Below are 22,585 nucleotides of genomic sequence, written 5' to 3'. Positions count from 1 at the left end.
CGGTGGCGGCAGGGCGGGGCAAAAAAAAGCGCCGCCCGCAGGCAGCGCTTGTTGGCGAAACGGCAGCTTCGGGATTACTCGTGATCTTCCCATGCCTGAGCGCGAGCCACCGCTTTTTTCCAGCCGCTGTAGCGGTAGTTGCGTTCGGTGGTTTCGATGCTTGGGCGGAATTCACGCTCAACCACCGCTTTGCTCTTCACTTCATCCAGATCGTTCCAGTAGCCGATGGCCAGGCCCGCCAGGTACGCCGCGCCCAGCGCCGTCGATTCACGCACTTCAGGGCGTTCTACGCGGGTGCCGAGAATATCGGACTGGAACTGCATCAGGAAGTTGTTGGCGACCGCGCCGCCGTCCACGCGCAGCGATTGCAGGCGGGTGTTGGCGTCGGCCTGCATGGCGTCCAGCACGTCACGGGTCTGGAAGGCGATGGATTCCAGCGTGGCGCGGATGATGTGGTTGCTGTTGGCACCACGGGTCAGGCCGAAGATGGCGCCGCGAGCATACGGATCCCAGTAGGGCGCGCCCAGGCCGGTGAAGGCCGGCACCACATAGACGCCGTTGCTGTCTTTCACCTTGGTGGCGAAATATTCGGAGTCGGCGGCGTCGCTGATCAGTTTCAGCTCGTCGCGCAGCCACTGGATAGACGCACCGCCGATGAACACCGCGCCTTCCAGCGCATAGTTCACTTCGCCGCGTGGGCCGCAGGCGATGGTGGTCAGCAGACCGTTTTTCGAGCGCACCGCTTCTTTGCCGGTGTTCATCAGCAGGAAGCAGCCGGTGCCGTAGGTGTTCTTCGCCATGCCCGGTTGAACGCACAGCTGGCCGTACAGTGCCGCCTGTTGGTCACCGGCGATACCGGCGATAGGAATACGCGTGCCGCCCTTACCGCCGATGTTGGTCTGGCCGTACACTTCGGAGGACGGGCGGACTTTCGGCAGCATGGCGCGCGGGATATCCAGCACTTCCAGCATACGTTCGTCCCAGTCCAGTTCGTGGATGTTGAACATCATGGTGCGTGAGGCGTTGGTGTAATCGGTGACGTGTACGCGCCCCTGGGTCATTTTCCACACCAGCCAGGTATCCACGGTGCCGAACAGCAGTTCGCCGCGCTTGGCGCGCTCGCGGGCGCCTTCGACGTTGTCCAGGATCCACTTCACCTTGGTGCCGGAGAAGTACGGGTCAACCACCAGGCCGGTGTTGTGACGGATGTACTCTTCCAGGCCGTCGCGCTTGAGCTTCTCGCAGATGTCGGCGGTGCGGCGGCACTGCCAAACGATGGCGTTGTAAATCGGCTTGCCGGTCTCTTTTTCCCAGACGATGGTGGTTTCGCGCTGGTTGGTGATGCCGATGCCGGCGATCTGATCGGAATTGATGTCGGCTTTCGCCAGCACTTCTACCAGCGTCGAACTTTGCGACGCCCAGATCTCCATCGGGTCGTGCTCAACCCAGCCGGCCTTTGGATAGATCTGCGGGAATTCGCGCTGCGATACTGCAACGATGTTGGCGTCGTGATCGAGCACGACGGCACGTGAGCTGGTGGTCCCTTGGTCGAGTGCGACAATGTATTTTTTTTCTACAGTCATGGTAATTATCCTGCTGTTGTTAACCGTGTAAAACTGCACCCATCACGCTTTACGCTGCTGGGTCTTGGCGTCGGGCTCTTCTTCCGTCACGCAGACGTCGCACGGCAGGTGGCGGCCAATCAGCGCGCGGTAACCGAAAGCGCCCAGGCCACAGCCGACGATAGGGGCGAAGATCGGCACCAGGAAGTACGGGATGTCGCGTGCGCCGGTGAAGGCGACTTTGCCCCAGCCGGCCAGGTAGGCGAACAGTTTCGGCCCGAAGTCACGCGCCGGGTTCAACGCAAAGCCGGTCAATGGTCCCATGGAGGCGCCGATCACGGCAATCAGAATACCGATCAGCAGCGGCGCCAGCGGGCCGCGCGGAATGCCGTTGCCGTCGTCGGTCAGCGCCAGGATCAGGCACATCAGGATTGCAGCGATCACCATTTCTACCAGGAAGGCCTGGCCGACGGAGATGTGCGCGTTAGGGTAAGTCGAGAAGATGCCGGCCAGTTCGAGGCTTTCGTTGCTGCCGCGCACCATGTGGTGGGCTGCTTCGAAGTCGAAGAACAGATTGTAGTACAGCCCGTAGACCAAGGCCGCGGCGCAGAAGGCGCCGGCGACCTGCGCAATGATATAAGGCACCACTTTGCGCCCGTCGAAGCAGGCGAACAGCCACAGGGCGAGGGTGACCGCCGGGTTGAGATGCGCACCGGAAATCGCGGCGGTCAGATAGATGGCCATGGCGACGCCCAGGCCCCAAATGATGCTGATTTCCCACTGGCCGAAGCTGGCGCCCGCCAGTTTCAGCGCGGCAACGCAGCCTACGCCAAAGAAGATCAGCAGCGCCGTGCCGAGGAACTCGGCGATGCACTGGCCTTTTAATGTCGGACTGGTGGTTTGGCTCATAATGTTGTTGTCCTGCAAAAACGGCGGTTGTTGGTTTATAGGCTCAGTTGGGTAGAGATCTGGCCTATGGGCACAGTTTTTTTCATCTCGTCCAATTATTGAATAAGGACGTGATGTAAATTTATCGTTAACGAACATAAACGAGAAATAGCGAAATCAAAATGTGTGTGGCGCGTCATAAAATTGAGCGATTTCGCGTCGTTTAGTGTTCTTTCTGAGCCATAAAAGTGTGATCTGACCAGTGGTTTGCTGAGGGTTGTTAACAACTCGCGGCGGCGGCGATGGGGATTTTCAGTTTTTGCTGATGGCGAGGGCAGGAAAATTGCAACAGACTGCGCGATGATCCGGTATGTTGCTAGACAGGCGGAGACTGGCTACTTACAATCGTTTTTAACGAATCGAGACCGGCGCGCCTTTCGTAACGGCGCGCGTCACTGAGCGCGATGCAATATTCGCAGTAGCTGCAGCCGACGTTGCGGCCGCTACTTATAGATGTACGCCTTGCTATCATGAGGGGACTGAAGCATGTCATTTGAAGTATTTGAGAAACTGGAAGCAAAAGTACAGCAGGCGATTGATACCATCACCTTGTTGCAGATGGAAATTGAAGAGCTGAAAGACAAAAACAACTCTCTGTCGCAGGAAGTTCAGGCTGCCTCCGGCAACCACGAAGCGTTGGTGCGTGAAAACCAACAGCTGAAAGAAGAACAGCACGTATGGCAAGATCGCCTGCGCGCGCTGCTGGGCAAAATGGAAGAGGTTTGATTCCTTACGCCATGCAGCAACGAAAAGGGCGCCTCAGGCGCCCTTTTTCATGTCCGAAAATCACTCGATGTCGAGCGGGTCTTCGGAGAGGATGATGCCGGTATTGTCGGCATACAGGTGGTCGCCGGAGAAGAAGGTGACGCCACCGAAGTTGACGCGGATATCGCTTTCGCCCACGCCTTCGCTCACTGCACCCGCCGGGATCGCCGCCATCGCCTGAATGCCGATGTCGAGCTCTTCCAGATCGTCCACCTGGCGCACCGCGCCGTACACCACGATGCCTTCCCATTCGTTCTGGGCGGCCAGGCGCGCCAGTTCGGCGTTGATCAGCGCCCGGCGTACCGAACCGCCGCCGTCGACCAACAGCACGCGGCCGCGGCCGTTTTCTTCAAGCAGATCGAACAACAGGCCGTTATCCTCAAAGCATTTCACCGTGGTGATCTGCCCGCCAAATGAAGTACGCCCGCCAAAATTGGAGAACAGAGGTTCAACAACGTTCACCTCTTCATGATAGATGTCGCAAAGTTCGGAAGTATCGTATTTCATAGGATTTTACGTCTGTTTGCCGCAGGAATGTTCAGTATATCCCTTTATTCGCCCTGTTGGCAAAATCATCAGTTTTTAACTGAGCGCCACGCCGATGGCGAACAGCAGATTGGCCAGCAACGCCGCCTTGACCATATGCTCCAGCATCGGCCGCATGCCGACCGGCGTCGGATCGCGCAGCACGCGCAGGCCGTGGCGCACCAGCAGCGGGATCGCCAGCACGAACAGCCAACCCCACGGGCTGTGGAGGTTGAACAGCGTGAACAGCGCGAAACACAGCACCGCGCCGCCGAGCAGCAGGGCGTGGTAAATGCGCGCCTTGTGCGGGCCGAGACGCACCGCCAGCGTATTCTTGCCGTTTTCGCGATCGCTTTCGATATCGCGCAGATTGTTGATGTTGAGCACCGCCGTCGCCAGCAGGCCGCAGGCGGTGGCGGGCAGCATCACGACGCTGTCGAAGGTGTGCGTCTGCAGATAGTAGGTACCGGCCACGCTCAGCCAGCCGAAGAACACCAGCACCGAGATATCGCCCAGCCCCAAATACCCGTAGGGCTTGTTGCCGACGGTATAGGTGATCGCCGCCACGATGGACAGCCCGCCCAGCACCAGGAAACCCACCACGTCGCTGGGTTGCTCGCAGGCGACGGCGATCAGCGAACAGCCGGCGATGGCGATCAGCACCACCGTCACCACCAGCGCCCGTTTCATCTGCGCCTGGGTGATCATGCCTTTCTGCATGCCGCGCAATGGCCCGATGCGATCTTCTTTGTCGCTGCCTTTGACCGCATCGCCGTAGTCGTTCGCCAGGTTGGAGAGGATCTGCAGCAGGCCGGCGGTCAACAGCGCCAGCAGCGCCACTTCTGGTTTCAGGCTGCCGTGCCAGGCGGCGATCGCCGAGCCGACCACGATGGAGGCAAAGGCCAACGGCAGGGTGCGGGGGCGTAGACTTTCGAGCCAGGCGGAAATCGGGGTGGTGGAGGTTGATGAGCTCATGTTTCGCTTCTGTCAGTAAGTTGCGGTGTCCGTTAGAAATAATTGTGGGAGGCAATGCCTCCCACACAGATGACTGACAAGACAATGATTGAGCGATTATAGGATAAAACGACTCAAATCTTCATCCGCCACCAGTTCATCCAGATGACTGCGCACGTAATCCGCATCAATTGTAATGGATTGGCCATTAATTTCACTCGCATCGTAGGAAATATCTTCCATCAGACGCTCCAGCACGGTGTGCAGACGACGCGCGCCGATGTTCTCGGTGCTTTCGTTGACCTGCCACGCGGCTTCGGCGATGCGGCGGATGCCGTCGGCGGTGAACTCGATGTTGACGCCTTCGGTGCCCATCAGCGCTTTGTACTGCTCGGTCAGCGACGCGCTCGGCTCGGTCAGGATGCGCTCGAAGTCTTCGGTGGTCAGCGCCTGCAGCTCAACGCGGATCGGCAGACGGCCCTGCAGTTCCGGGATCAGATCCGACGGATTGGCGGTCTGGAACGCGCCGGAAGCGATGAACAGGATGTGGTCGGTCTTCACCATGCCGTGCTTGGTGGACACGGTGCAGCCTTCCACCAGCGGCAGCAGATCGCGCTGCACGCCTTCACGCGAGACATCCGGACCGGAGCTTTGGCCGCCGCGCTTACAGATTTTGTCGATCTCATCGATAAACACGATGCCGTGCTGCTCAACTGCTTCGATCGCCTGCTCTTTCAGCTCTTCCGGGTTCACCAGCTTGGCGGCTTCTTCTTCCACCAGCAGCTTGAAGGCTTCTTTGATCTTCAGCTTGCGCGGTTTTTGCTTCTGGCCGCCGAGGTTCTGGAACATCGACTGCAGCTGGTTGGTCATCTCTTCCATGCCTGGAGGCGCCATGATTTCCACGCCCATCGGCACGGCGGCCAGATCGATTTCGATCTCTTTGTCATCCAGCTGGCCTTCGCGCAGTTTCTTGCGGAATGCCTGGCGGGCGGCGGACGGTTCCTGATTTTCTTCCGGCTGGCCCCAGTTGTTTTTGGCCGGCGGGATCAGCACGTCGAGAATGCGCTCTTCGGCCAACTCTTCGGCGCGGGTGCGGTTTTTCTCGATCGACTGCATGCGCACCATTTTGATGGCGGCATCGGTCAGATCGCGGATGATGGAGTCCACTTCTTTGCCCACATAGCCCACTTCGGTGAACTTGGTGGCTTCAACCTTGATGAACGGCGCGTTGGCCAGCTTCGCCAGACGGCGGGCGATTTCGGTTTTACCGACGCCGGTCGGGCCGATCATCAGAATGTTTTTCGGGGTCACTTCGTGACGCAGCATCTCGTTGAGCTGCATCCGGCGCCAGCGGTTGCGCAGGGCAATGGCGACAGCGCGTTTGGCCTTGTTTTGGCCAATGATATAGCTGTCCAGTTCGCTGACGATCTCGCGCGGGGTCATTTCAGACATGGTATTCGATCCTTACGCTTTGGAAGGCAATTCTTCAATGGTGTGGAAATGGTTGGTGTAAATACAGATGTCGCCGGCGATGTTGAGAGATTTCTCAACGATGTCGCGGGCGCTCAGTTCGGTATTTTCCAACATGGCGCGGGCGGCAGCCTGGGCGTACGGGCCGCCGGAGCCGATGGCGATCAGATCGTTTTCCGGCTGCACCACATCGCCGTTGCCGGTGATGATCAGCGAGGCGGTTTCATCGGCGACCGCCAGCAGCGCTTCGAGCTTGCGCAGCATGCGGTCGGTGCGCCAGTCTTTCGCCAGCTCGACGGCGGCTTTCACCAGGTGGCCCTGATGCATTTCCAGTTTGCGTTCAAACAGTTCAAACAGCGTGAAGGCGTCAGCGGTGCCACCGGCGAAACCGGCGATCACTTTGTCGTTATACAGGCGACGCACTTTCTTGACGTTACCCTTCATCACCGTATTACCCAGGGTTGCCTGGCCATCACCACCGATGACGACCTGGCCGTTGCGGCGTACGCTTACAATTGTTGTCACGAGCAGACCCTCGTTAAAGACGGAAAGAAGTCCCCGCAGCGCCTGCTTTCGCAGACGCTACGAGGCATATTGAGAGTATAGATGGGGGGGGATTGACGCTTTTCAACCCCCAACGGAGAGGGGAATGCAACTCGACATGCCGACGCCCTTCAGGCGTGAAAGGGTTTTGTCCGCTGCGGCGCGGCTACTGTAGGGGCCGAGCACTACGCGATTCCAGCCGCCGCCGGCGGTGATGCGGCTCTCGATGCCTTCGAACGCCAGGCGCGCCCGCACGGATTCAGCCTGATCGGTGGCGCGGAACGAACCGCATTGCACCATCCACTTCTGTTTCGATTCCGGCTTGGTTTCCTGCTTGGCCGTTTCCTGTTTCACGTCCGGTTTGGGCTCCGGCTTCGGTTGCGGCTTCGGCTCAGGCTGTTTCACCTGCTGCACCGGTTGCTGGGTGGCCGGCTTCGGCTGCTGGTGCTGCTGCACCGGCGCGGTGGTGGCGCCGTTGTTGAACGGGTTGCGCGGCGGCTGAGTGACCTGCTGCTGTTGCTGTACCGGCTGCTGCTGCATTTGCTGTTGTTGCATCTGCTGCTGGCGGTTACTGCGCGCGTTGGCCTGGCCCGGATCGTTATACGGCACTTCGTTCAGCTGCGTCGGGCGCTGCTGCATGTCGGCCTGCATCTGCTCCAGCAGTTGCCGTTGTTCGGCGGTCAGCTGAGTTTTGGAATTGAGCTCGCCGCCGGCCGTCGGTTCGGTCGGGGTTTGCACGCCGATCTGTCGGTTTTCCAGCTCTTTGATGTAGCGCCAGCGCTCTTCCGGCTTCGGCGGCAGGCCGTTGCCCGGGCGCGTAGTGTGCGCAGGCAACAACGGCGCGTCTTCCGGCTTGTTGTGCGTAATGAAATAGAGGCCACCGACAAAGACAACCAGCAACGCGGCGGCTAACGCCAGCACGGTTTTGGAAACCTTCGGAGAACTGCGTTTTTTACGGCTGGGGGTTTTACGCTTAGCTCCTGCTGCGCGCCCACGGCTTACATAGTCTTTTTGTGCCACTATTATTCCGCTGTGTCCTGATGAGAGGATAAGTCCGTCATGTTACTGAACCCTAAAATATTTGACTAGCGTTTCGGGGCAGCGGTGCTGCCTCTGATAATCAATTCACTGTCCAATAGCCGGGAGCCGCTGGCCACCGTTTGGCCGTTCAACTGCTCCAGCAGCAGCAACATCGCCTGCTGGCCGATCTGGAAGCGCGGCTGCGCCACCGTGGTCAGCGGCGGATCGCAATACTGCGCCAGCTTGAGGTCGTCAAAGCCGACGATCGACAGATCCTGCGGTACCCGCAGCCCCATTTTCTTCGCCTGGGACAGCACGCCGATCGCCATGACGTCGCTGTGGCAGAACACCGCCGTCGGCGGTTTCGGCTGAGCCATCAGCGCCGTCAGCGCTTGCGCGCCGGCTTCGTAGGTAAAATCACCCCGGGTAATATAGCTGCTTTCGACGGTAATGCCATTACGACGTAGCGCTTGAACGTAACCCTGCAGCCGATAATGGCTCAGCGGCATCTGTTCCGGCCCGGCGACGCAGGCGATCTGCCGGTGGCCCAATTGATGCAAATAATGCACGGCTTCAAAGGCGGCGGTCAGGTTGTCGATATGCACCGTCGGCAGTTCCAGCTCAGGGGCAAACTCGTTGGCCATCACCATCGGCGGCAGGTTGCGCTGCTCTTCCTTGCTGGCGTCAAACGGCAGGTTGGAGCCCAGCAGCAGCATACCGTCGATCTGTTTGGTGATGATCAGATTGACGAAGGTGCGCTCTTGCTGATTTTGCTGCGCGCAGTCGCCGATCAGCACCAGATAACCTTGTTGGGCCGCGGTCTGTTCGATCCCCTGGATCACATCGGCGAAAAACGGATCGCAGATGTCGGGCACGATCACCAGGATGGTGCGGGATTCGTTGCGTTTGATATTGCGTGACAGAGCATGAGGAGAATAACCCACGGCCAGCACGGCCTGTTCCACTTTCTGGCGCGTTGGCGTTGACACCTTTTCCGGGTTCATCAGCGCACGCGATACGGTAGCCGTTGAAACGCCCGCCATTTCGGCGACGTCTTTCATGGTCGCCATGGATAACTCTTTCTTGTGTTCCAACGCCTTTCTCCTTGCGTCAGCCCCATGCCGACGCCACTACTGCTGTTTGCTCACAATGTCCGGCATGCGGTGGCGAGATTGTTGTCATTGAGCGCCACTCGCGTTCGGGCACTCCGTCGCGCTGCGATGTGGCGACAAAATTTGCCCTCGCAGACATTCTAAACAGAATACGCCCCGCCTTTGTTACCTAATTTGCATAAAAAATGTGACCTGAGAAGGTTTTTTAGCGTTCGCTCGCAATTTCAAGGGTAAACGTTTGCACTGCGGCAGCTAAATCGGACTTTTCCGGGATCAGCTGTCGATCGGATCGACATCCAGCGTCCATTTCACCTTGCGTGTTTGCGGCAGGGTGCCGATCAGCGGCAGCGAGCTTTTCATCAGCTGTTGCAGGACGCGCCGTGTCGGATGCTGCAGCAGCAGCTGCCAGCGGAAACGGCCGCCGCGTTTGGACTGCAGCGCCGGCACCGGGCCCATCACCCACAGCGAATCGTCCTTCAGCGGGCTGGCTTCCAACAGATTGCGCAGCTGCTGCAGGAACAGCGGGGCCTGTTGGTTATCGTGATCTTCGGCGCGCACGATGATGTGGCTGGTGTAGGGCGGCAGAAACACGCTGTTGCGCTCCGCCAGCGTCTGTTTGGCGAAGGCGTCGTAACCCTGTTGCAGCAGCACCTGCAATAACGGGTGCTCCGGGTGGTGGGTTTGCAGCAGCACTTCACCCTGTTTGCCCGCGCGGCCCGCCCGGCCGGAGACCTGGGTATACAGCTGAGCGAAACGCTCGGCGGAGCGGAAGTCGGCGGAGAACAGCGCGCCGTCCACGTCCAGCAACGCCACCAGCGTGACGTCGGGAAAATGGTGGCCCTTGGCCAGCATTTGCGTGCCGATCAGAATGCGCGCTTCGCCGCGATGAATATCCGCCAGGTGTTGCTCCAGCGCCCCTTTGCGGCTGGTGGTGTCGCGATCGATGCGGGTGATCGGCGTGTCGGGGAACAGCGGTGCCAGCTCCTGTTCCAGCTGTTCGGTGCCGACGCCGACCGATACCAGGTGGGTGGAGCCGCACTGCGGGCACTGGTGCGGCACCGGTCGCTGGCTGTCGCAGTGGTGGCAGCGCAGCTGGCGCTGATGCTGGTGGAAGGTGTAGTAGTGATCGCAGCGCTGGCACTCGGCGATCCAGCCGCACTCGTGGCACAGCAGCGCCGGGGCGTAACCGCGGCGGTTGAGGAACAGCATCACCTGATTGCCGGCTTTTAAATGGTGTTGCATGCTTTTCAACAGCGGCTGCGACAGGCCGACCTTTAGCGGCAACCCTTTCAGATCGATCAGGTGCTGCGCCGCCGGTTTGGCGTTGCCCGCGCGTTGGGTGAGCTTCAACTGGCGATATTTGCCCAGCTGCACGTTGTGCAGCGTTTCCAGTGCCGGCGTGGCGGAGCCCATCATCATCGGGATGTCCTCTTCCCGGGCGCGAAACACCGCCAGATCGCGGGCATGGTAGCGCCAGCCTTCCTGCTGTTTATAAGAGCTGTCGTGCTCTTCGTCGATGATGATTACGCCCAGTTGCCGGAACGGCGTGAACAGCGCCGAGCGGGTGCCAATGACGATCGCGGCTTCGCCGCTGCGCGCGCGCAGCCAAACTGCCAGCCGTTCGCTGTCGTTCAGCCCGGAGTGCAGCACGTCCACCGGCGCGTTGAAGCGCTCGCGAAAGCGGGCGATGGTTTGCGGCGTCAGGCCGATTTCCGGCACCAGCACCAGCGCCTGCCGGCCTTTGGCCAACACGTTCTCCAGCACGCTGAGATACACCTCGGTCTTGCCGGAGCCGGTGACCCCGGCCAGCAGCCAGGCGGCGAACTGCTCATCCTCGCTTCTGATCGCCCCGACGGCGGTGGCCTGTTCGGTATTCAGCCGCAGCCGCTCGCCAAGCACCGCGAAATTGGGGCGCCAGTCCTGCGTGGCCGCGACCTGAGCGCGCAGGTCGATCAGCCCTTTGGCGCGCAGCGCCTGTAGAGCGCTTTCCGTCAGCTCAAGCTGGCTGACCTGATGGCGATAGACCGGGCGTTGCAACAGCGCCGCCAGAGCCTGCTGCTGTTTCGGCGCGCGTTTCAGGCTTTCGGGCGGCGTGGCGCGCCCTTCTTCGGTGGCGAACCACTGCCACAGCGGCGCGGCCTCGGCCGGTTTGCCTTGGCGCAGCAGGATCGGCAGCGCATGGAACAGCACTTCACCGATGGGATAGTGATAGTAATCGCTGGCCCAGCGCAGGATGCGCCACAGGCTGGGAGAGAACAGCGACTCGGTGTCGATCACGCTGTCGATCGGTTTGAGCTTGTCCAGCGGCAGTTCGCTGGTGTCGCTGCAGCCGGTGACGATGCCGATTGCATGCTGCCTGCCCCAGGGCACGCCCACGCGCGCGCCGGCCACCGGCTGCATACCGGGTGGCAGCAGATAGTCGAAGGTGCGGGCGAGGGGGACCGGCAAAGCAACGTGTACGACGGGCATGATCTCATCCAAATTGAAAAAAAGTGGGCATCAGTTTACACGGCGCATCGGCAAATGTACGGTTCCGATTGCGCGCCCCGACTAATGCTGTATAATTTGCCGCCTTTGGTATAATTCGATACCAAAATTCTATTATCAACCACGTGTGGTGTCTGGCGAAACAGGGCTGGATAGCGACACGGCCTTAACTGAGGTTTCCCATGAAACAAGGTATCCACCCAAAATACGAAGAAGTTACTGCTAACTGCTCTTGCGGTAACGTGATGAAGATCCGCTCCACCGTGGGCCACGATCTGAACCTGGACGTTTGTGGCGCATGCCACCCGTTCTACACTGGCAAGCAGCGTGACGTTGCTACCGGTGGCCGCGTTGACCGCTTCAACAAGCGTTTCAGCGTACCAGGCGCTAAGAAATAAGATTTCTTATCGACCGATGAAAAAGGCGCCCTGGGCGCCTTTTTTCTTTTCTGCCGCCGGCGTTCGCCGGGCGGTTCTCAATATTCCCAGGTATCGGGATCGACACCCAGTTCGCGCATCAACGCTTTTGCGGCTTCCGGGATTTCATCGCTGCGCTCTTTGCGCAGGTCTTCATCGTTCGGCAGCGGCTGGCCGGTAAAGGCATGCAGAAACGCTTCGCACAGCAGTTCGCTGTTGGTGGCGTGGCGCAGGTTGTTCACCTGGCGACGGGTCCGTTCGTCGGTAAGGATTTTCAGGACCTTCAGCGGAATGGATACCGTGATCTTTTTGACTTGCTCGCTTTTTTTACCGTGTTCAGCGTAAGGGCTGACATACTCGCCGTTCCACTCAGCCATGGGACACCTTAACTTTGTCAGAAAAATTACAAAATTCTAAAAACCGGCCAATTATGCCCGATCTTCACTGTTCTCACTAAATAAATGTCAATTTTACGCGACCAGGGTCACTGAATGCCCCGCTTCGGCCAGGCATTGCCGCTTAACATCTTATCGTCATGTCATATCGGCATAATTTTAGCGGGTATTGTGTCATTGCTCAATCTATACGCAAAGAAGTTTAGATGTCCAGATGTATTGACGTCTATCAATCCTGCGATTACTCTTTAGGCCTCATCCACCGAACCGAGAGCCGAGCGAGCCCATGACGCGTAAACCAGCCACGATTGCCGTACGCAGCGGCCTGAACGATGACGAACAGTACGGCTGCGTTGTCCCGCCGATTCATTTGTCCAGCACCTATAACTTTACCGACTTCAACCAACCCCGAGCCCATGACTACTCGCGACGCGGCAACCCGACGCGCGACGTAGTGCAGCGCGCGTTGGCGGAGCTGGAAGGCGGCGCCGGCGCGGTGATGACCGGCAGCGGGATGTCGGCGATCCATCTGGTGACCACCGTGTTGTTGAAGCCCGGCGATCTGCTGGTGGCGCCGCACGACTGCTACGGCGGCAGCTATCGGCTGTTCGACAGCCTGAGCAAGCGCGGCGCCTATCGCGTGCTGTTCGTCGATCAGGGTAATGAAGAAGCCCTGCAGCAGGCGCTGGCGCAAAAGCCGAAGTTGGTGCTGATAGAAAGCCCCAGCAATCCGCTGCTGCGGGTGGTGGACATCGCGGCGATCTGCGCTGCCGCGCATGCGGCGGGCGCGTTGACGGTGGTGGACAACACCTTCCTCAGCCCGGCCCTGCAACAGCCGATCGAACTCGGTGCCGATCTGGTGGTCCATTCTTGCACCAAATACCTGAACGGGCATTCGGACGTGGTGGCCGGCGCGGTGATTGCCAAAGATCCCGAGCTGGCGGTCGAGCTGGCCTGGTGGGCGAACAACATTGGCGTGACCGGCGGCGCGTTCGACAGTTATCTGTTGCTGCGCGGCATGCGCACGCTGTCGCCGCGCATCAAGGCGGCGCAACAAAACGCTGAAGCGATTGTTGACTATTTACAGCAGCAACCGCTGGTGAAAAAGCTGTATCATCCCTCCCTGCCGGAGAATCCGGGGCATGAGATCGCCCGCCGTCAGCAGCGCGGTTTCGGCGCGATGCTGAGTTTTGAACTGGACGGCGATGAAGCGGTGCTGCGCCGTTTTCTCTCTGCCCTTGAGCTGTTTACTCTGGCAGAATCGTTGGGCGGCGTAGAAAGCCTGATCTCGCATGCAGCGACCATGACTCACGCCGGCATGGCGGCGGAGGCGCGGGCAGCGGCCGGCATCTCCGAGAGCCTGCTGCGCATTTCCGTGGGTATTGAAGACAGTGAAGATTTGATTGCCGATCTGGAACGCGCTTTCCAGGCGGCGGCAACGAGGTAAGCATGAATGCAATTGCTGTAGCAGGGCCGGTGAGCGGGCGTCAACTGCACAAGTTTGGCGGCAGCAGTCTGGCGGATGTGAAGTGTTATCTGCGTGTGGCCGGGATTATGGCGGAATACAGCCAGCCGGGCGACATGATGGTGGTATCGGCCGCCGGCAGTACCACCAACCAGTTGATCAACTGGCTGAAGCTCAGCCAGAGCGATCGCCTGTCTGCGCACCAGGTGCAGCAGACATTGCGTCGCTATCACAGCGATCTTATCAGCGGCCTGTTGCCGCCGGAAAGCGCCGAGCCACTGATCGCCGAGTTCATTCAGGATCTGGAACGTCTGGCGGTACTGCTGGACGGCAACGTCGACGAGGTATGCTATGCCGAAGTGGTCGGGCACGGCGAGATCTGGTCGGCGCGCCTGATGGCGGCGGTGCTTAATCAGCTGGATATGCAGGCGGCCTGGCTGGACGCGCGTGATTTCCTGCGCGCCGAGCGCGCCGCGCAGCCGCAGGTGGATGAAGGCCGTTCTTACCCGCTGCTGCAGCAATTGATGGCTCAACATCCGGGCAAACGCCTGGTGGTGACCGGCTTCATTTCGCGCAACGACGCCGGGGAAACCGTGTTGTTGGGGCGTAACGGCAGCGACTACTCCGCCACTCAGGTCGGCGCGTTGGCCGGCGCTGCGCGCGTCACCATCTGGAGCGACGTGGCCGGGGTATACAGCGCCGATCCGCGCAAGGTGAAAGACGCCTGCCTGCTGCCGCTGCTGCGTCTGGACGAAGCCAGCGAGCTGGCGCGCCTGGCGGCGCCGGTATTGCACACCCGTACTCTGCAGCCGGTCTCCGGCAGCGATATCGATCTTCAGCTGCGCTGCAGCTATCAGCCGGAGCAGGGCTCGACGCGCATCGAGCGCGTATTGGCGTCCGGCACCGGCGCCAAGATTGTCACCAGCCACGACGATGTGTGCCTGATTGAACTGCACGTCGCCGCTCAACATGACTTCAAACTGGCGCAGAAAGAGTTGGATCTGGTGCTCAAGCGCGCGCAGATCAAACCGCTGGCGGTGGGCATCCACCCTGACCGCAACCTGGTGCAGCTGTGTTACACCTCCGAGGTGGTCAACAGCGCGCTGGTGACGCTGCAGGCCGCGGCGCTGCCAGGCGAGCTGCGCCTGCGTGAAGGGTTGGCGCTGGTGGCGATGGTCGGCGCCGGGGTGTGCAAGAACCCGCTGCACAGCCACCGTTTCTATCAGCAGTTGAAAGATCAGCCGGTCGAGTTCATCTGGCAGGCGGAAGATGGCATCAGCCTGGTGGCGGTATTGCGCCAGGGGCCGACCGCGCTGCTGATCCAGGGGCTGCACCAAAGCCTGTTCCGCGCCGAGAAGCGCATCGGTCTGGTGCTGTTCGGCAAGGGCAATATCGGGTCGCGCTGGCTGGAGCTGTTCGCCCGTGAGCAGACCAATATCTCCGCGCGCAGCGGCTTCGAATTTATCCTGGCGGGGGTGGTGGACAGCCGCCGCAGCCTGCTGAACTATGACGGGCTGGACGCCAGCCGCGCGCTGGCATTCTTTGAGGACGAAGCGCAGGAGCTGGATGAAGAATCGCTGTTCCTGTGGATGCGCGCGCACCCGTTCGACGATCTGGTGGTGCTCGACGTGACCGCCAGCGAAGAGCTGGCCGGGCAGTATCTGGATTTCGCCAGCTACGGTTTCCACGTGATCAGCGCCAACAAGTTGGCGGGGGCCTCGTGCAGCGACAGCTATCGCCAAATTCGCGACGCCTTCGCCAAAACCGGCCGCCACTGGCTGTACAACGCCACCGTCGGCGCCGGCCTGCCGGTCAACCACACGGTGCGCGATCTGCGCGACAGCGGCGACAGCATTCTGGCGATCAGCGGCATCTTCTCCGGCACGCTTTCCTGGCTGTTCCTGCAGTATGACGGCACGGTGCCGTTCACCGAGCTGGTGGATCAGGCCTGGCAGCAGGGGCTGACCGAACCGGATCCGCGGGTCGATCTCTCCGGCCAGGACGTGATGCGCAAGCTGGTGATCCTGGCGCGCGAGGCGGGCTACGACATCGAACCGAACCAGGTGCGGGTCGAGTCGCTGGTGCCGGCGGGGTGCGAGCTGGGCTCCGTCGATCAGTTCTTCGAGAACGGTGAGGCGCTGAATCAGCAGATGCAACAGCGCTTTGAGGCCGCCAGCGAAATGGGCCTGGTGCTGCGCCACGTGGCGCGTTTCGACGCCAACGGCAAGGCGCGGGTCGGCGTGGAGGCGGTGCGCCCTGAGCATCCTCTGGCCTCGCTATTGCCGTGCGACAACGTGTTTGCCATCGAAAGTCGCTGGTATCGCGATAATCCGCTGGTGATCCGCGGGCCGGGCGCCGGCCGCGACGTCACCGCCGGCGCGATCCAGTCAGACCTTAACCGATTGGCGCAGCTGCTTTAATCCTCTGCGGGCGCGGGTTCACCGCGCCCCTTTGCTTTTCCTGCCATACTTATCCCTGCCGCTGTCATGAAATTTCCTCTTTGAGCGGGTGAGGATTAATCATCTTATTCCCCTCATTTTCCTGTTGACTCTTTAGCCAACATGCGGCATTTTCTATCTAGACGTCTAAACGTATAGACGCTCATAAAGATGAAATAAAAACAGTGATCGATAAGAGGTGAGCAGGGTATGAGTTTTTTCCACGCAAACCAGCGGGAAGCGCTGAATCAGAGTCTGGCGGAGTTGAACGGCCAGATTAACGTATCATTCGAGTTCTTCCCGCCACGCACCAGCGAGATGGAAGAGACCCTGTGGCAGTCGATCGATCGTCTGAGCATCCTCAAGCCTAAATTCGTTTCCGTCACCTACGGCGCCAACTCCGGCGAGCGCGATCGCACCCACAGCATCATCAAGGGGATCAAGGAGCGCACCGGCCTGGAGGCGGCACCGCACCTGACCTGCATCGACGCCAGCCCGGCGCAGCTGCGCGACATCGCGACCGATTACTGGAACAGCGGCATTCGCCATATCGTGGCGCTGCGCGGCGATCTGCCGCCGGGCGGCGGCAAGCCGGAGATGTACGCGACCGATCTGGTGGCGCTGCTGAAAGACGTGGGCGACTTCGATATTTCCGTCGCCGCCTATCCGGAAGTGCACCCGGAGGCGAAGAGCGCGCAGGCCGATTTGATTAACCTGAAACGCAAGATCGACGCCGGCGCCAGTCGCGCGATTACCCAGTTCTTCTTCGACGTTGAGAGCTACCTGCGCTTTCGCGACCGCTGCGTCGCCGCCGGTATCGACGTGGAAATCGTGCCGGGCATTCTGCCGGTGTCCAACTTCAAGCAGCTGCAGCGCTTCGCCACCATGACCAACGTGCGGGTGCCAAGCTGGATGACCAGCATGTTCGAAGGGCTGGACGACGATGCGGAGACCCGCAAAATGGTCGGTGCCAACATCGCCATGGACATGGTGAAGATCCTCAGCCGTGAAGGGGTGAAAGATTTCCACTTCTATACCCTGAACCGTGCCGAGATGAGCTACGCCATCTGCCACACGCTGGGCGTGCGCCCGGTGGCCGCTGCCTGACGGGCTTGTTCCATTGAAAAAGGGCACCGCTTTACCGCGGCGCCCTTTTTTTGTGGGGGAAGGCATAAAAAACGGCCCCGATAAACGGGGCCGCGATGAGGCTCACTAGCCGGTGTTGCGCATCCCGGCGGCGACGCCGGCGATGGTGACCATCAGCGCCTGCTCCACGCGGGCGTCCGGCTGCTCCTGCTGGCGCGAACGGTGCAGCAATTCGGCCTGCAAGACGTTCAGCGGGTCGGTATAGACGTTGCGCAGCGCGATGGATTCGGCGATCCACGGCAGATCTTCCATCAGGTGCGCATCGTTGGCGATGGTCAGCACTACCTTGATGTCGCTTTCCAGCTGATCGCGCAGCTGTTGGCCCAGCGACCACAGCGATTTATCCACCAGGCGCTGATCGTAGTATTCCGCCAGCCACAGGTCGGCCTTGGCGAACACCATTTCCAGCATGGCGATGCGGGTGGAGAAGAACGGCCAATCGCGACACATCGCCTCCAGCTCCGCCTGTTTGCCGGCTTTCACCGCTTCCTGCAATCCGGCGCCGGCGCCGAGCCAGGCCGGCAGCATCAGGCGGTTCTGCGTCCAGGCGAAGATCCACGGAATGGCGCGCAGGCTCTCTACGCCGCCGTTTGGCTTGCGCTTGGCCGGGCGTGAACCCAGCGGCAGTTTGCCCAGCTCCAGCTCTGGCGTGGCCGCGCGGAAGTAAGGCACGAAGTCCGGGTTTTCACGCACATAGCCGCGGTACATCCGGCAGGAGGTGTCGGACAGGTCGTCCATCAACGCCCGCCATTCTTTCTTCGGTTCCGGCGGCGGCAGCAGGTTGGCCTCGAGGATCGCCCCGGCATACAGCGCCAGGCTGCTGATGGTGACTTCCGGCAGGCCGAATTTGAAGCGGATCATCTCGCCCTGTTCGGTGACGCGTAGGCCGCCCTTCAGGCTGCCCGGCGGCTGCGACAGCAGCGCCGCATGCGCCGGTGCGCCGCCGCGGCCGATGGAACCGCCGCGCCCATGGAACAGCGTCAGCGCCACGCCGGCCTTTTCACAGGTTTTGATCAACGCGTCCTGCGCACGGTACTGCGCCCAGGAAGCGGCCATCACGCCGGCGTCTTTCGCCGAGTCGGAATAGCCTATCATCACCATCTGTTTGCCCTGAATAAAGCCGCGATACCAGTCGATATTCAGCAACTGGGTCATTACGTCGTCGGCGTTGTTCAGATCGTCGAGGGTTTCGAACAGCGGAGCGACCGGCAGCGCGAACGGGCAGCCGGCCTCTTTCAGCAGCAGGTGCACCGCCAGCACGTCGGAAGGCGTGCGCGCCATCGAAATCACGTAGGCGGCGATCGAGCCCTGCGGCGCTTCGGCGATCACCCGGCAGGTTTCCAGCACTTCCTGCGTGTCGGCGCTCGGTTGCCACTTCAGCGGCACCAGCGGGCGTTTGGAGTTCAGTTCGCGGATCAGGAACGCCTGTTTATCGGCTTCCGACCAGCTTTCATAGTCGCCCAGTCCCAGGTAGCGGGTCAGCTCGGCGATGGCTTCGGTATGGCGGGTGCTTTCCTGGCGCACGTCGATGCGCACCAGCGGCACGCCGAAGCAGCGCACGCGGCGCAGGGTATCCAGCAACTGGCCGTTGGCGATGATGCCCATACCGCAGGCCTGCAGCGACTGGTAGCAGGCATACAGCGGCTCCCACAGCTGCTCGTTGTTCACCAGCAGGTCGTGCGGCTTCAGCACGCGTTCGCCCTTCAGGCGGCCTTCCAGATAGGCCTGGGAGCTCATCAGCTGGCTGCGCAGCTGCTTCATGATTTCGCGGTACGGTTCCTGCACCTCATCGCCGCCGGCGCGGGCGCGCAGCTCCGGGGTGCATTCGGTCATCGACAGCTCAGAGACCAGCACCTGGATGTCGCGGGTGAACAGGTCGCAGGCTTTCCAGCGGCTGAGCAGCAGCACATGGCGGGTAATTTCGGCGGTGACGTTCGGGTTGCCGTCGCGATCGCCGCCCATCCAGGAGGTGAAGCGCACCGGCACCGCTTCCACCGGCAGGCTGTAATCGATGGAGTTTTCCAGCTGTTCGTTGAATTCGCGCAGGAACGCCGGCACGCCTTCCCACAGGCTGTTTTCCACCACCGCAAAGCCCCATTTGGCTTCGTCGATCGGGGAAGGGCGGTGTTTGCGAATTTCATCGGTGTGCCACGACTGGGCCACCAGCTGACGCAGGCGGCGCATGATCTTGTTGCGCTCGTAGTCGGCCAGATCGTTGTGATCGAGCTGGCTGAGGCAGGTGTTGACCTCCACCAGCTTGTGGATCAGGGTGCGACGGGTGATCTCCGTCGGGTGCGCCGTCAGCACCAGCTCGATGGAGAGTTGCGATACCGCGTGCTGCAGCTCTTTGTCGCTGAGCTTTTTGTCTTTGAGACGGCTGAACAGCTGCGCCAACGCTTCCGGGTTGCTGGCGGCCTCGCCGTTGGGCGAAATGCTGTGGTACTGCTCGGCGACGTTGGTCAGGTTGAGGAACTGGCTGAAGGCGCGCGCCACCGGCAGCAGCTCGTCGTTGGACAAGTTCTGCAGGGTGGAGAGCAGCTCCTGGCGATGCGCTTCGTTGCCGGCGCGTGAGGATTTGGAAAGCTTACGGATGGTCTCAACGCGATCGAGAATATGCTCACCCAGCGCTTCTTTGATGGTATCGCCGAGCAATTTGCCGAGCATACTGACATTACTGCGCATTGCCGAATATTGTTCGTTCATATAACCCCTGACCCAGTTCTGTATGATTTTTATCTTGTAAATAAATTTCACGCGTCAGGCGCAGACCGCCTGCCTGATCACATCGCGTTCCTGTCCAATCGTCAATTGACACTATTTTTAGCAAAAAAACATCAAAATCGGCGCATTTTCTGAAATTTAATTACGGTGCGTCGGTTATCAGCACGGCTTATTTCGCCGTTTTCTACTTATTTTGAGTTAGGGGAAGCATAAAGCATTTCCCCTGTTAAATATCGGTTTATTGCCGGCAAAAGTGACTGACCAGCTGGCCCAGCAGTTTGCGCGTCGGTTCGATAAACGCGGTATCGATGTACTCGTCCGGCTGGTGGGCCTGATCGATGGAACCGGGGCCGAGCACCAGGGTCGGGCATACCTGTTGCACGAACGGCGCCTCGGTACAGTAGTTGACCACCTGCGTGCGGGTGCCCAGCAGCTCCTCGATCACCGCCACCATGCGGTGGTCGGTCGGGCACTCGTAGCCCGGCACCGACGCGTGCAGCTCTTCGATGGTCAGGCGGCCCGGCCAGCGTTGGCTCACCGGCTCCAGCGCCTGATGCATCAGTTCGTTGATGTTATCGAGCGTCATGCCGGGCAGCGGGCGGATATCCAGGTGCAGCTCGCAACAGGCGCAGATGCGGTTGGCCGCGTCGCCGCCGCTGATATGACCGAAGTTCATGGTGGGATAAGGCACGGCGAACGCCGGATTGTTGTAGCGCTCCTGCAGGGTCTTGCGCAGTTCCATCAGGCGGCCGATGGACTCGTGCATCAGATCGATGGCGTTGACGCCGCGCGCCGGATCGCTGGAGTGACCGGACTGGCCGACGATGCGAATGGCGTTGGCCATGTGGCCCTTGTGCGCGCGCACCGGCTGCAGCGAGGTCGGCTCGCCGATGATGGCGAAATCCGGACGAATGGCGGTGGAGGCGGCGAAATAACGCGCGCCGGCCATCGTCGTTTCTTCATCTGCGGTGGCTAAAATGTACAGCGGCTTGGTCAGCTTGCTCGCGTCGATATCGCGCACCGCATCCAGAATAAAGGCGAAGAAGCCTTTCATGTCGGCGGTGCCCAGCCCGTAGAGCTTGTTGTCGTGCTCGGTCAGGGTGAAGGGATCGCGCGTCCAGCGGCCTTCGTCGTAAGGCACCGTATCGGTATGGCCGGCCAGCAGCAGGCCGCCGATGCCTTCACCAATGCTGGCCAGCAGGTTGAATTTGTGACGCGACTCCGGCACCGGCTGCACGTCGACGCGGAAGCCCAGGTCGGCAAACCATCCGGCCAGCAAGTTGATTAACGCCTCATTGCTCTGATCGAGGCCGGCATCGGTGGCGCTGATCGAAGGAGTGGCGATCAACGCCCGGTACAGCTCAATAAATGGAGGTAATTTCATCTTCACTGTTGACAGCCTTAGGTTAGGATAGTATCAATATTCATGCATTTATTTTGAATAAAAATACAGTAAGCCGAAGCGTAAGGGAACCCGATGCCCGGATGTTTATAAAAGCATCAACGCCTGGCTCCGTGGGTGAACGGCGCAACAACGCTGGCTAGCCCTGTTACCTGGGTCGCAAGCGACCGCACGTCAGTTTAGAAGGTGAAAGGCCACATGTTGAATACGCTGATCGTTGGTGCCAGCGGTTACGCCGGAGCGGAGCTCACGGCTTACCTGAATCGCCACCCACACATGAACATAACCGCTTTAGCGGTTTCAGCGCAAAGTGCAGATGCAGGAAAGTTGCTTTCCGATCTCCATCCCCAGTTGAAAGGCATCGTCGATCTACCGCTGCAGCCGTTGACCGACGTCGCCAAGGCGGCGCAGGGCATCGACGTGGTGTTCCTCGCCACCGCTCATGAAGTCAGCCACGATATCGCACCGGCCTTCCTGGCGGCAGGCTGCGTGGTGTTCGATCTGTCCGGCGCCTTCCGCGTGCAGGACGCCGGTTTTTATACCCAGTACTACGGCTTCGAGCATCAGCATGGCGCCCTGCTGGAGCAGGCGGTGTACGGCCTGGCGGAGTGGCAGAGTGACAAGATCAAACAGGCGCAGCTGATCGCCGTGCCGGGCTGCTACCCGACGGCGGCGCAGCTGGCGCTGAAACCGTTGATCGAAAAGCAACTGCTGAACCTCGACCAGTGGCCGGTGATCAATGCCACCAGCGGCGTCAGCGGCGCCGGGCGCAAGGCCAGCATGACCACCAGTTTCTGCGAAGTGAGCCTGCAGCCGTACGGTATTTTCACTCACCGGCACCAGCCGGAGATCGCCGCGCACCTGGGCGTGCCGGTTATCTTTACGCCGCACCTGGGCAATTTCCCGCGCGGCATTCTTGAAACCATCACCTGCCGCCTGAAAGCCGGCGTGACCGCGCAGGACGTGGCCGCCGCCTATCATGCCGCCTATGACGACAAGCCGCTGGTGCGGCTGTACGACCAGGGCGTGCCGGCGCTGAAAGCGGTGGTGGGGCTGCCGTTCTGCGACATCGGTTTTGCGGTGCAGGGCGAGCATCTGATCGCCGTGGCGGCGGAAGATAACCTGCTGAAAGGCGCGGCGGCGCAGGCGGTGCAATGCCTGAATATCCGTTTCGGCTTCCCGGAAACCCAATCACTCCTTTAAACCAGCGTGAGTA

Annotated in this window: 18 protein-coding genes; 6 read left to right on the top strand and 12 right to left on the bottom strand. The window is 60.5% G+C overall.

All coding sequences use genetic code 11. The annotated features are described in order from the left end of the window. Positions 1 to 74: 74 nt before the first annotated feature. Both glpK and ACJ8PN_RS23045 read right to left on the bottom strand, forming a co-directional pair. On the bottom strand, positions 75 to 1,583 hold the full coding sequence (glpK, locus tag ACJ8PN_RS23050; RefSeq protein WP_442535242.1) for a glycerol kinase GlpK: 1,509 nt from the start codon (positions 1,581 to 1,583) through the stop codon (positions 75 to 77). Positions 1,584 to 1,625: 42 nt separating this feature from the next. Further along, positions 1,626 to 2,471, bottom strand: coding sequence for an MIP/aquaporin family protein (locus ACJ8PN_RS23045; RefSeq protein ID WP_015379417.1), 846 nt, complete (start codon positions 2,469 to 2,471; stop codon positions 1,626 to 1,628). A 525-nt stretch (positions 2,472 to 2,996) separates the two neighbouring features. Here ACJ8PN_RS23045 and zapB point away from each other — a divergent pair. Beyond that, a complete protein-coding gene (gene zapB / locus ACJ8PN_RS23040; protein ID WP_004931092.1) occupies positions 2,997 to 3,236 on the top strand; it encodes a septal ring assembly protein ZapB in 240 nt (79 codons plus the stop codon). Positions 3,237 to 3,296: 60 nt separating this feature from the next. On the opposite strand, the gene rraA is transcribed toward zapB, so the two are convergent. The 7 genes from rraA to priA form a co-directional block, all read right to left on the bottom strand. Next, on the bottom strand, positions 3,297 to 3,782 hold the full coding sequence (gene rraA / locus ACJ8PN_RS23035) for a ribonuclease E activity regulator RraA (RefSeq protein ID WP_004931090.1): 486 nt from the start codon (positions 3,780 to 3,782) through the stop codon (positions 3,297 to 3,299). Positions 3,783 to 3,857: 75 nt separating this feature from the next. After that, positions 3,858 to 4,775 (bottom strand): 1,4-dihydroxy-2-naphthoate polyprenyltransferase, encoded by a 918-nt coding sequence (locus ACJ8PN_RS23030; protein WP_048326687.1) that lies wholly within the window; start codon positions 4,773 to 4,775, stop codon positions 3,858 to 3,860. 96 nt (positions 4,776 to 4,871) lie between these two features. After that, complete coding sequence (gene hslU, locus ACJ8PN_RS23025; RefSeq protein WP_033631324.1) at positions 4,872 to 6,206, bottom strand: HslU--HslV peptidase ATPase subunit; 1,335 nt, start codon at positions 6,204 to 6,206, stop codon at positions 4,872 to 4,874. 12 nt (positions 6,207 to 6,218) lie between these two features. Further along, positions 6,219 to 6,749, bottom strand: a complete 531-nt coding sequence (gene hslV, locus ACJ8PN_RS23020) for an ATP-dependent protease subunit HslV (protein WP_004931085.1) — start codon at positions 6,747 to 6,749, stop codon at positions 6,219 to 6,221. A 102-nt stretch (positions 6,750 to 6,851) separates the two neighbouring features. Then, a complete protein-coding gene (ftsN, locus tag ACJ8PN_RS23015; RefSeq protein WP_171454940.1) occupies positions 6,852 to 7,787 on the bottom strand; it encodes a cell division protein FtsN in 936 nt (311 codons plus the stop codon). Positions 7,788 to 7,852: 65 nt separating this feature from the next. Then, positions 7,853 to 8,881, bottom strand: a complete 1,029-nt coding sequence (gene cytR, locus ACJ8PN_RS23010; protein ID WP_004931082.1) for a DNA-binding transcriptional regulator CytR — start codon at positions 8,879 to 8,881, stop codon at positions 7,853 to 7,855. A 291-nt stretch (positions 8,882 to 9,172) separates the two neighbouring features. After that, complete coding sequence (gene priA, locus ACJ8PN_RS23005) at positions 9,173 to 11,368, bottom strand: primosomal protein N' (RefSeq protein ID WP_351109680.1); 2,196 nt, start codon at positions 11,366 to 11,368, stop codon at positions 9,173 to 9,175. Positions 11,369 to 11,568: 200 nt separating this feature from the next. Here priA and rpmE point away from each other — a divergent pair, with 200 nt between their 5' ends. Next, on the top strand, positions 11,569 to 11,784 hold the full coding sequence (gene rpmE, locus ACJ8PN_RS23000) for a 50S ribosomal protein L31 (protein ID WP_004931078.1): 216 nt from the start codon (positions 11,569 to 11,571) through the stop codon (positions 11,782 to 11,784). Positions 11,785 to 11,861: 77 nt separating this feature from the next. Here rpmE and metJ read toward each other — a convergent pair whose 3' ends face one another. Next, positions 11,862 to 12,179: a met regulon transcriptional regulator MetJ gene (gene metJ, locus ACJ8PN_RS22995; protein WP_004931076.1), complete on the bottom strand. Its 318-nt coding sequence runs from the start codon at positions 12,177 to 12,179 to the stop codon at positions 11,862 to 11,864. 304 nt (positions 12,180 to 12,483) lie between these two features. Here metJ and metB point away from each other — a divergent pair, with 304 nt between their 5' ends. The 3 genes from metB (at position 12,484) to metF (ending at position 17,207) form a co-directional block, all read left to right on the top strand. Further along, positions 12,484 to 13,644 carry a cystathionine gamma-synthase gene (gene metB / locus ACJ8PN_RS22990; protein ID WP_015379413.1) on the top strand — a complete coding sequence of 387 codons (1,161 nt, stop codon included), beginning with the start codon at positions 12,484 to 12,486 and terminating at the stop codon, positions 13,642 to 13,644. Between the two features lie 2 nt (positions 13,645 to 13,646). Further along, positions 13,647 to 16,082, top strand: a complete 2,436-nt coding sequence (locus ACJ8PN_RS22985) for a bifunctional aspartate kinase/homoserine dehydrogenase II (RefSeq protein ID WP_171454938.1) — start codon at positions 13,647 to 13,649, stop codon at positions 16,080 to 16,082. A gap of 228 nt (positions 16,083 to 16,310) precedes the next feature. After that, the gene (metF, locus tag ACJ8PN_RS22980) at positions 16,311 to 17,207 is read left to right on the top strand and encodes a methylenetetrahydrofolate reductase (RefSeq protein ID WP_033645217.1); all 897 of its coding nucleotides are present in this window, start codon (positions 16,311 to 16,313) and stop codon (positions 17,205 to 17,207) included. 105 nt (positions 17,208 to 17,312) lie between these two features. Here the strand turns inward: metF and ppc are convergent, their stop codons facing one another. Both ppc and argE read right to left on the bottom strand, forming a co-directional pair. Continuing rightward, complete coding sequence (ppc, locus tag ACJ8PN_RS22975) at positions 17,313 to 19,949, bottom strand: phosphoenolpyruvate carboxylase (RefSeq protein ID WP_442535241.1); 2,637 nt, start codon at positions 19,947 to 19,949, stop codon at positions 17,313 to 17,315. Between the two features lie 256 nt (positions 19,950 to 20,205). Beyond that, positions 20,206 to 21,351, bottom strand: coding sequence for an acetylornithine deacetylase (gene argE, locus ACJ8PN_RS22970; protein WP_351109682.1), 1,146 nt, complete (start codon positions 21,349 to 21,351; stop codon positions 20,206 to 20,208). Between the two features lie 216 nt (positions 21,352 to 21,567). On the opposite strand from argE, the gene argC reads away from it, so the two are divergent. Further along, positions 21,568 to 22,572 (top strand): N-acetyl-gamma-glutamyl-phosphate reductase, encoded by a 1,005-nt coding sequence (argC, locus tag ACJ8PN_RS22965; RefSeq protein WP_004931065.1) that lies wholly within the window; start codon positions 21,568 to 21,570, stop codon positions 22,570 to 22,572. The last annotated feature ends 13 nt before the right edge of the window (positions 22,573 to 22,585 follow it).

The organism is Serratia sp. CY76391 (assembly GCF_052166695.1).
GTDB lineage: Bacteria > Pseudomonadota > Gammaproteobacteria > Enterobacterales > Enterobacteriaceae > Serratia > Serratia nematodiphila.
Note: the sequence above shows the minus strand (reverse complement) of the source record. Positions and strands in the feature narration are given on the sequence as shown.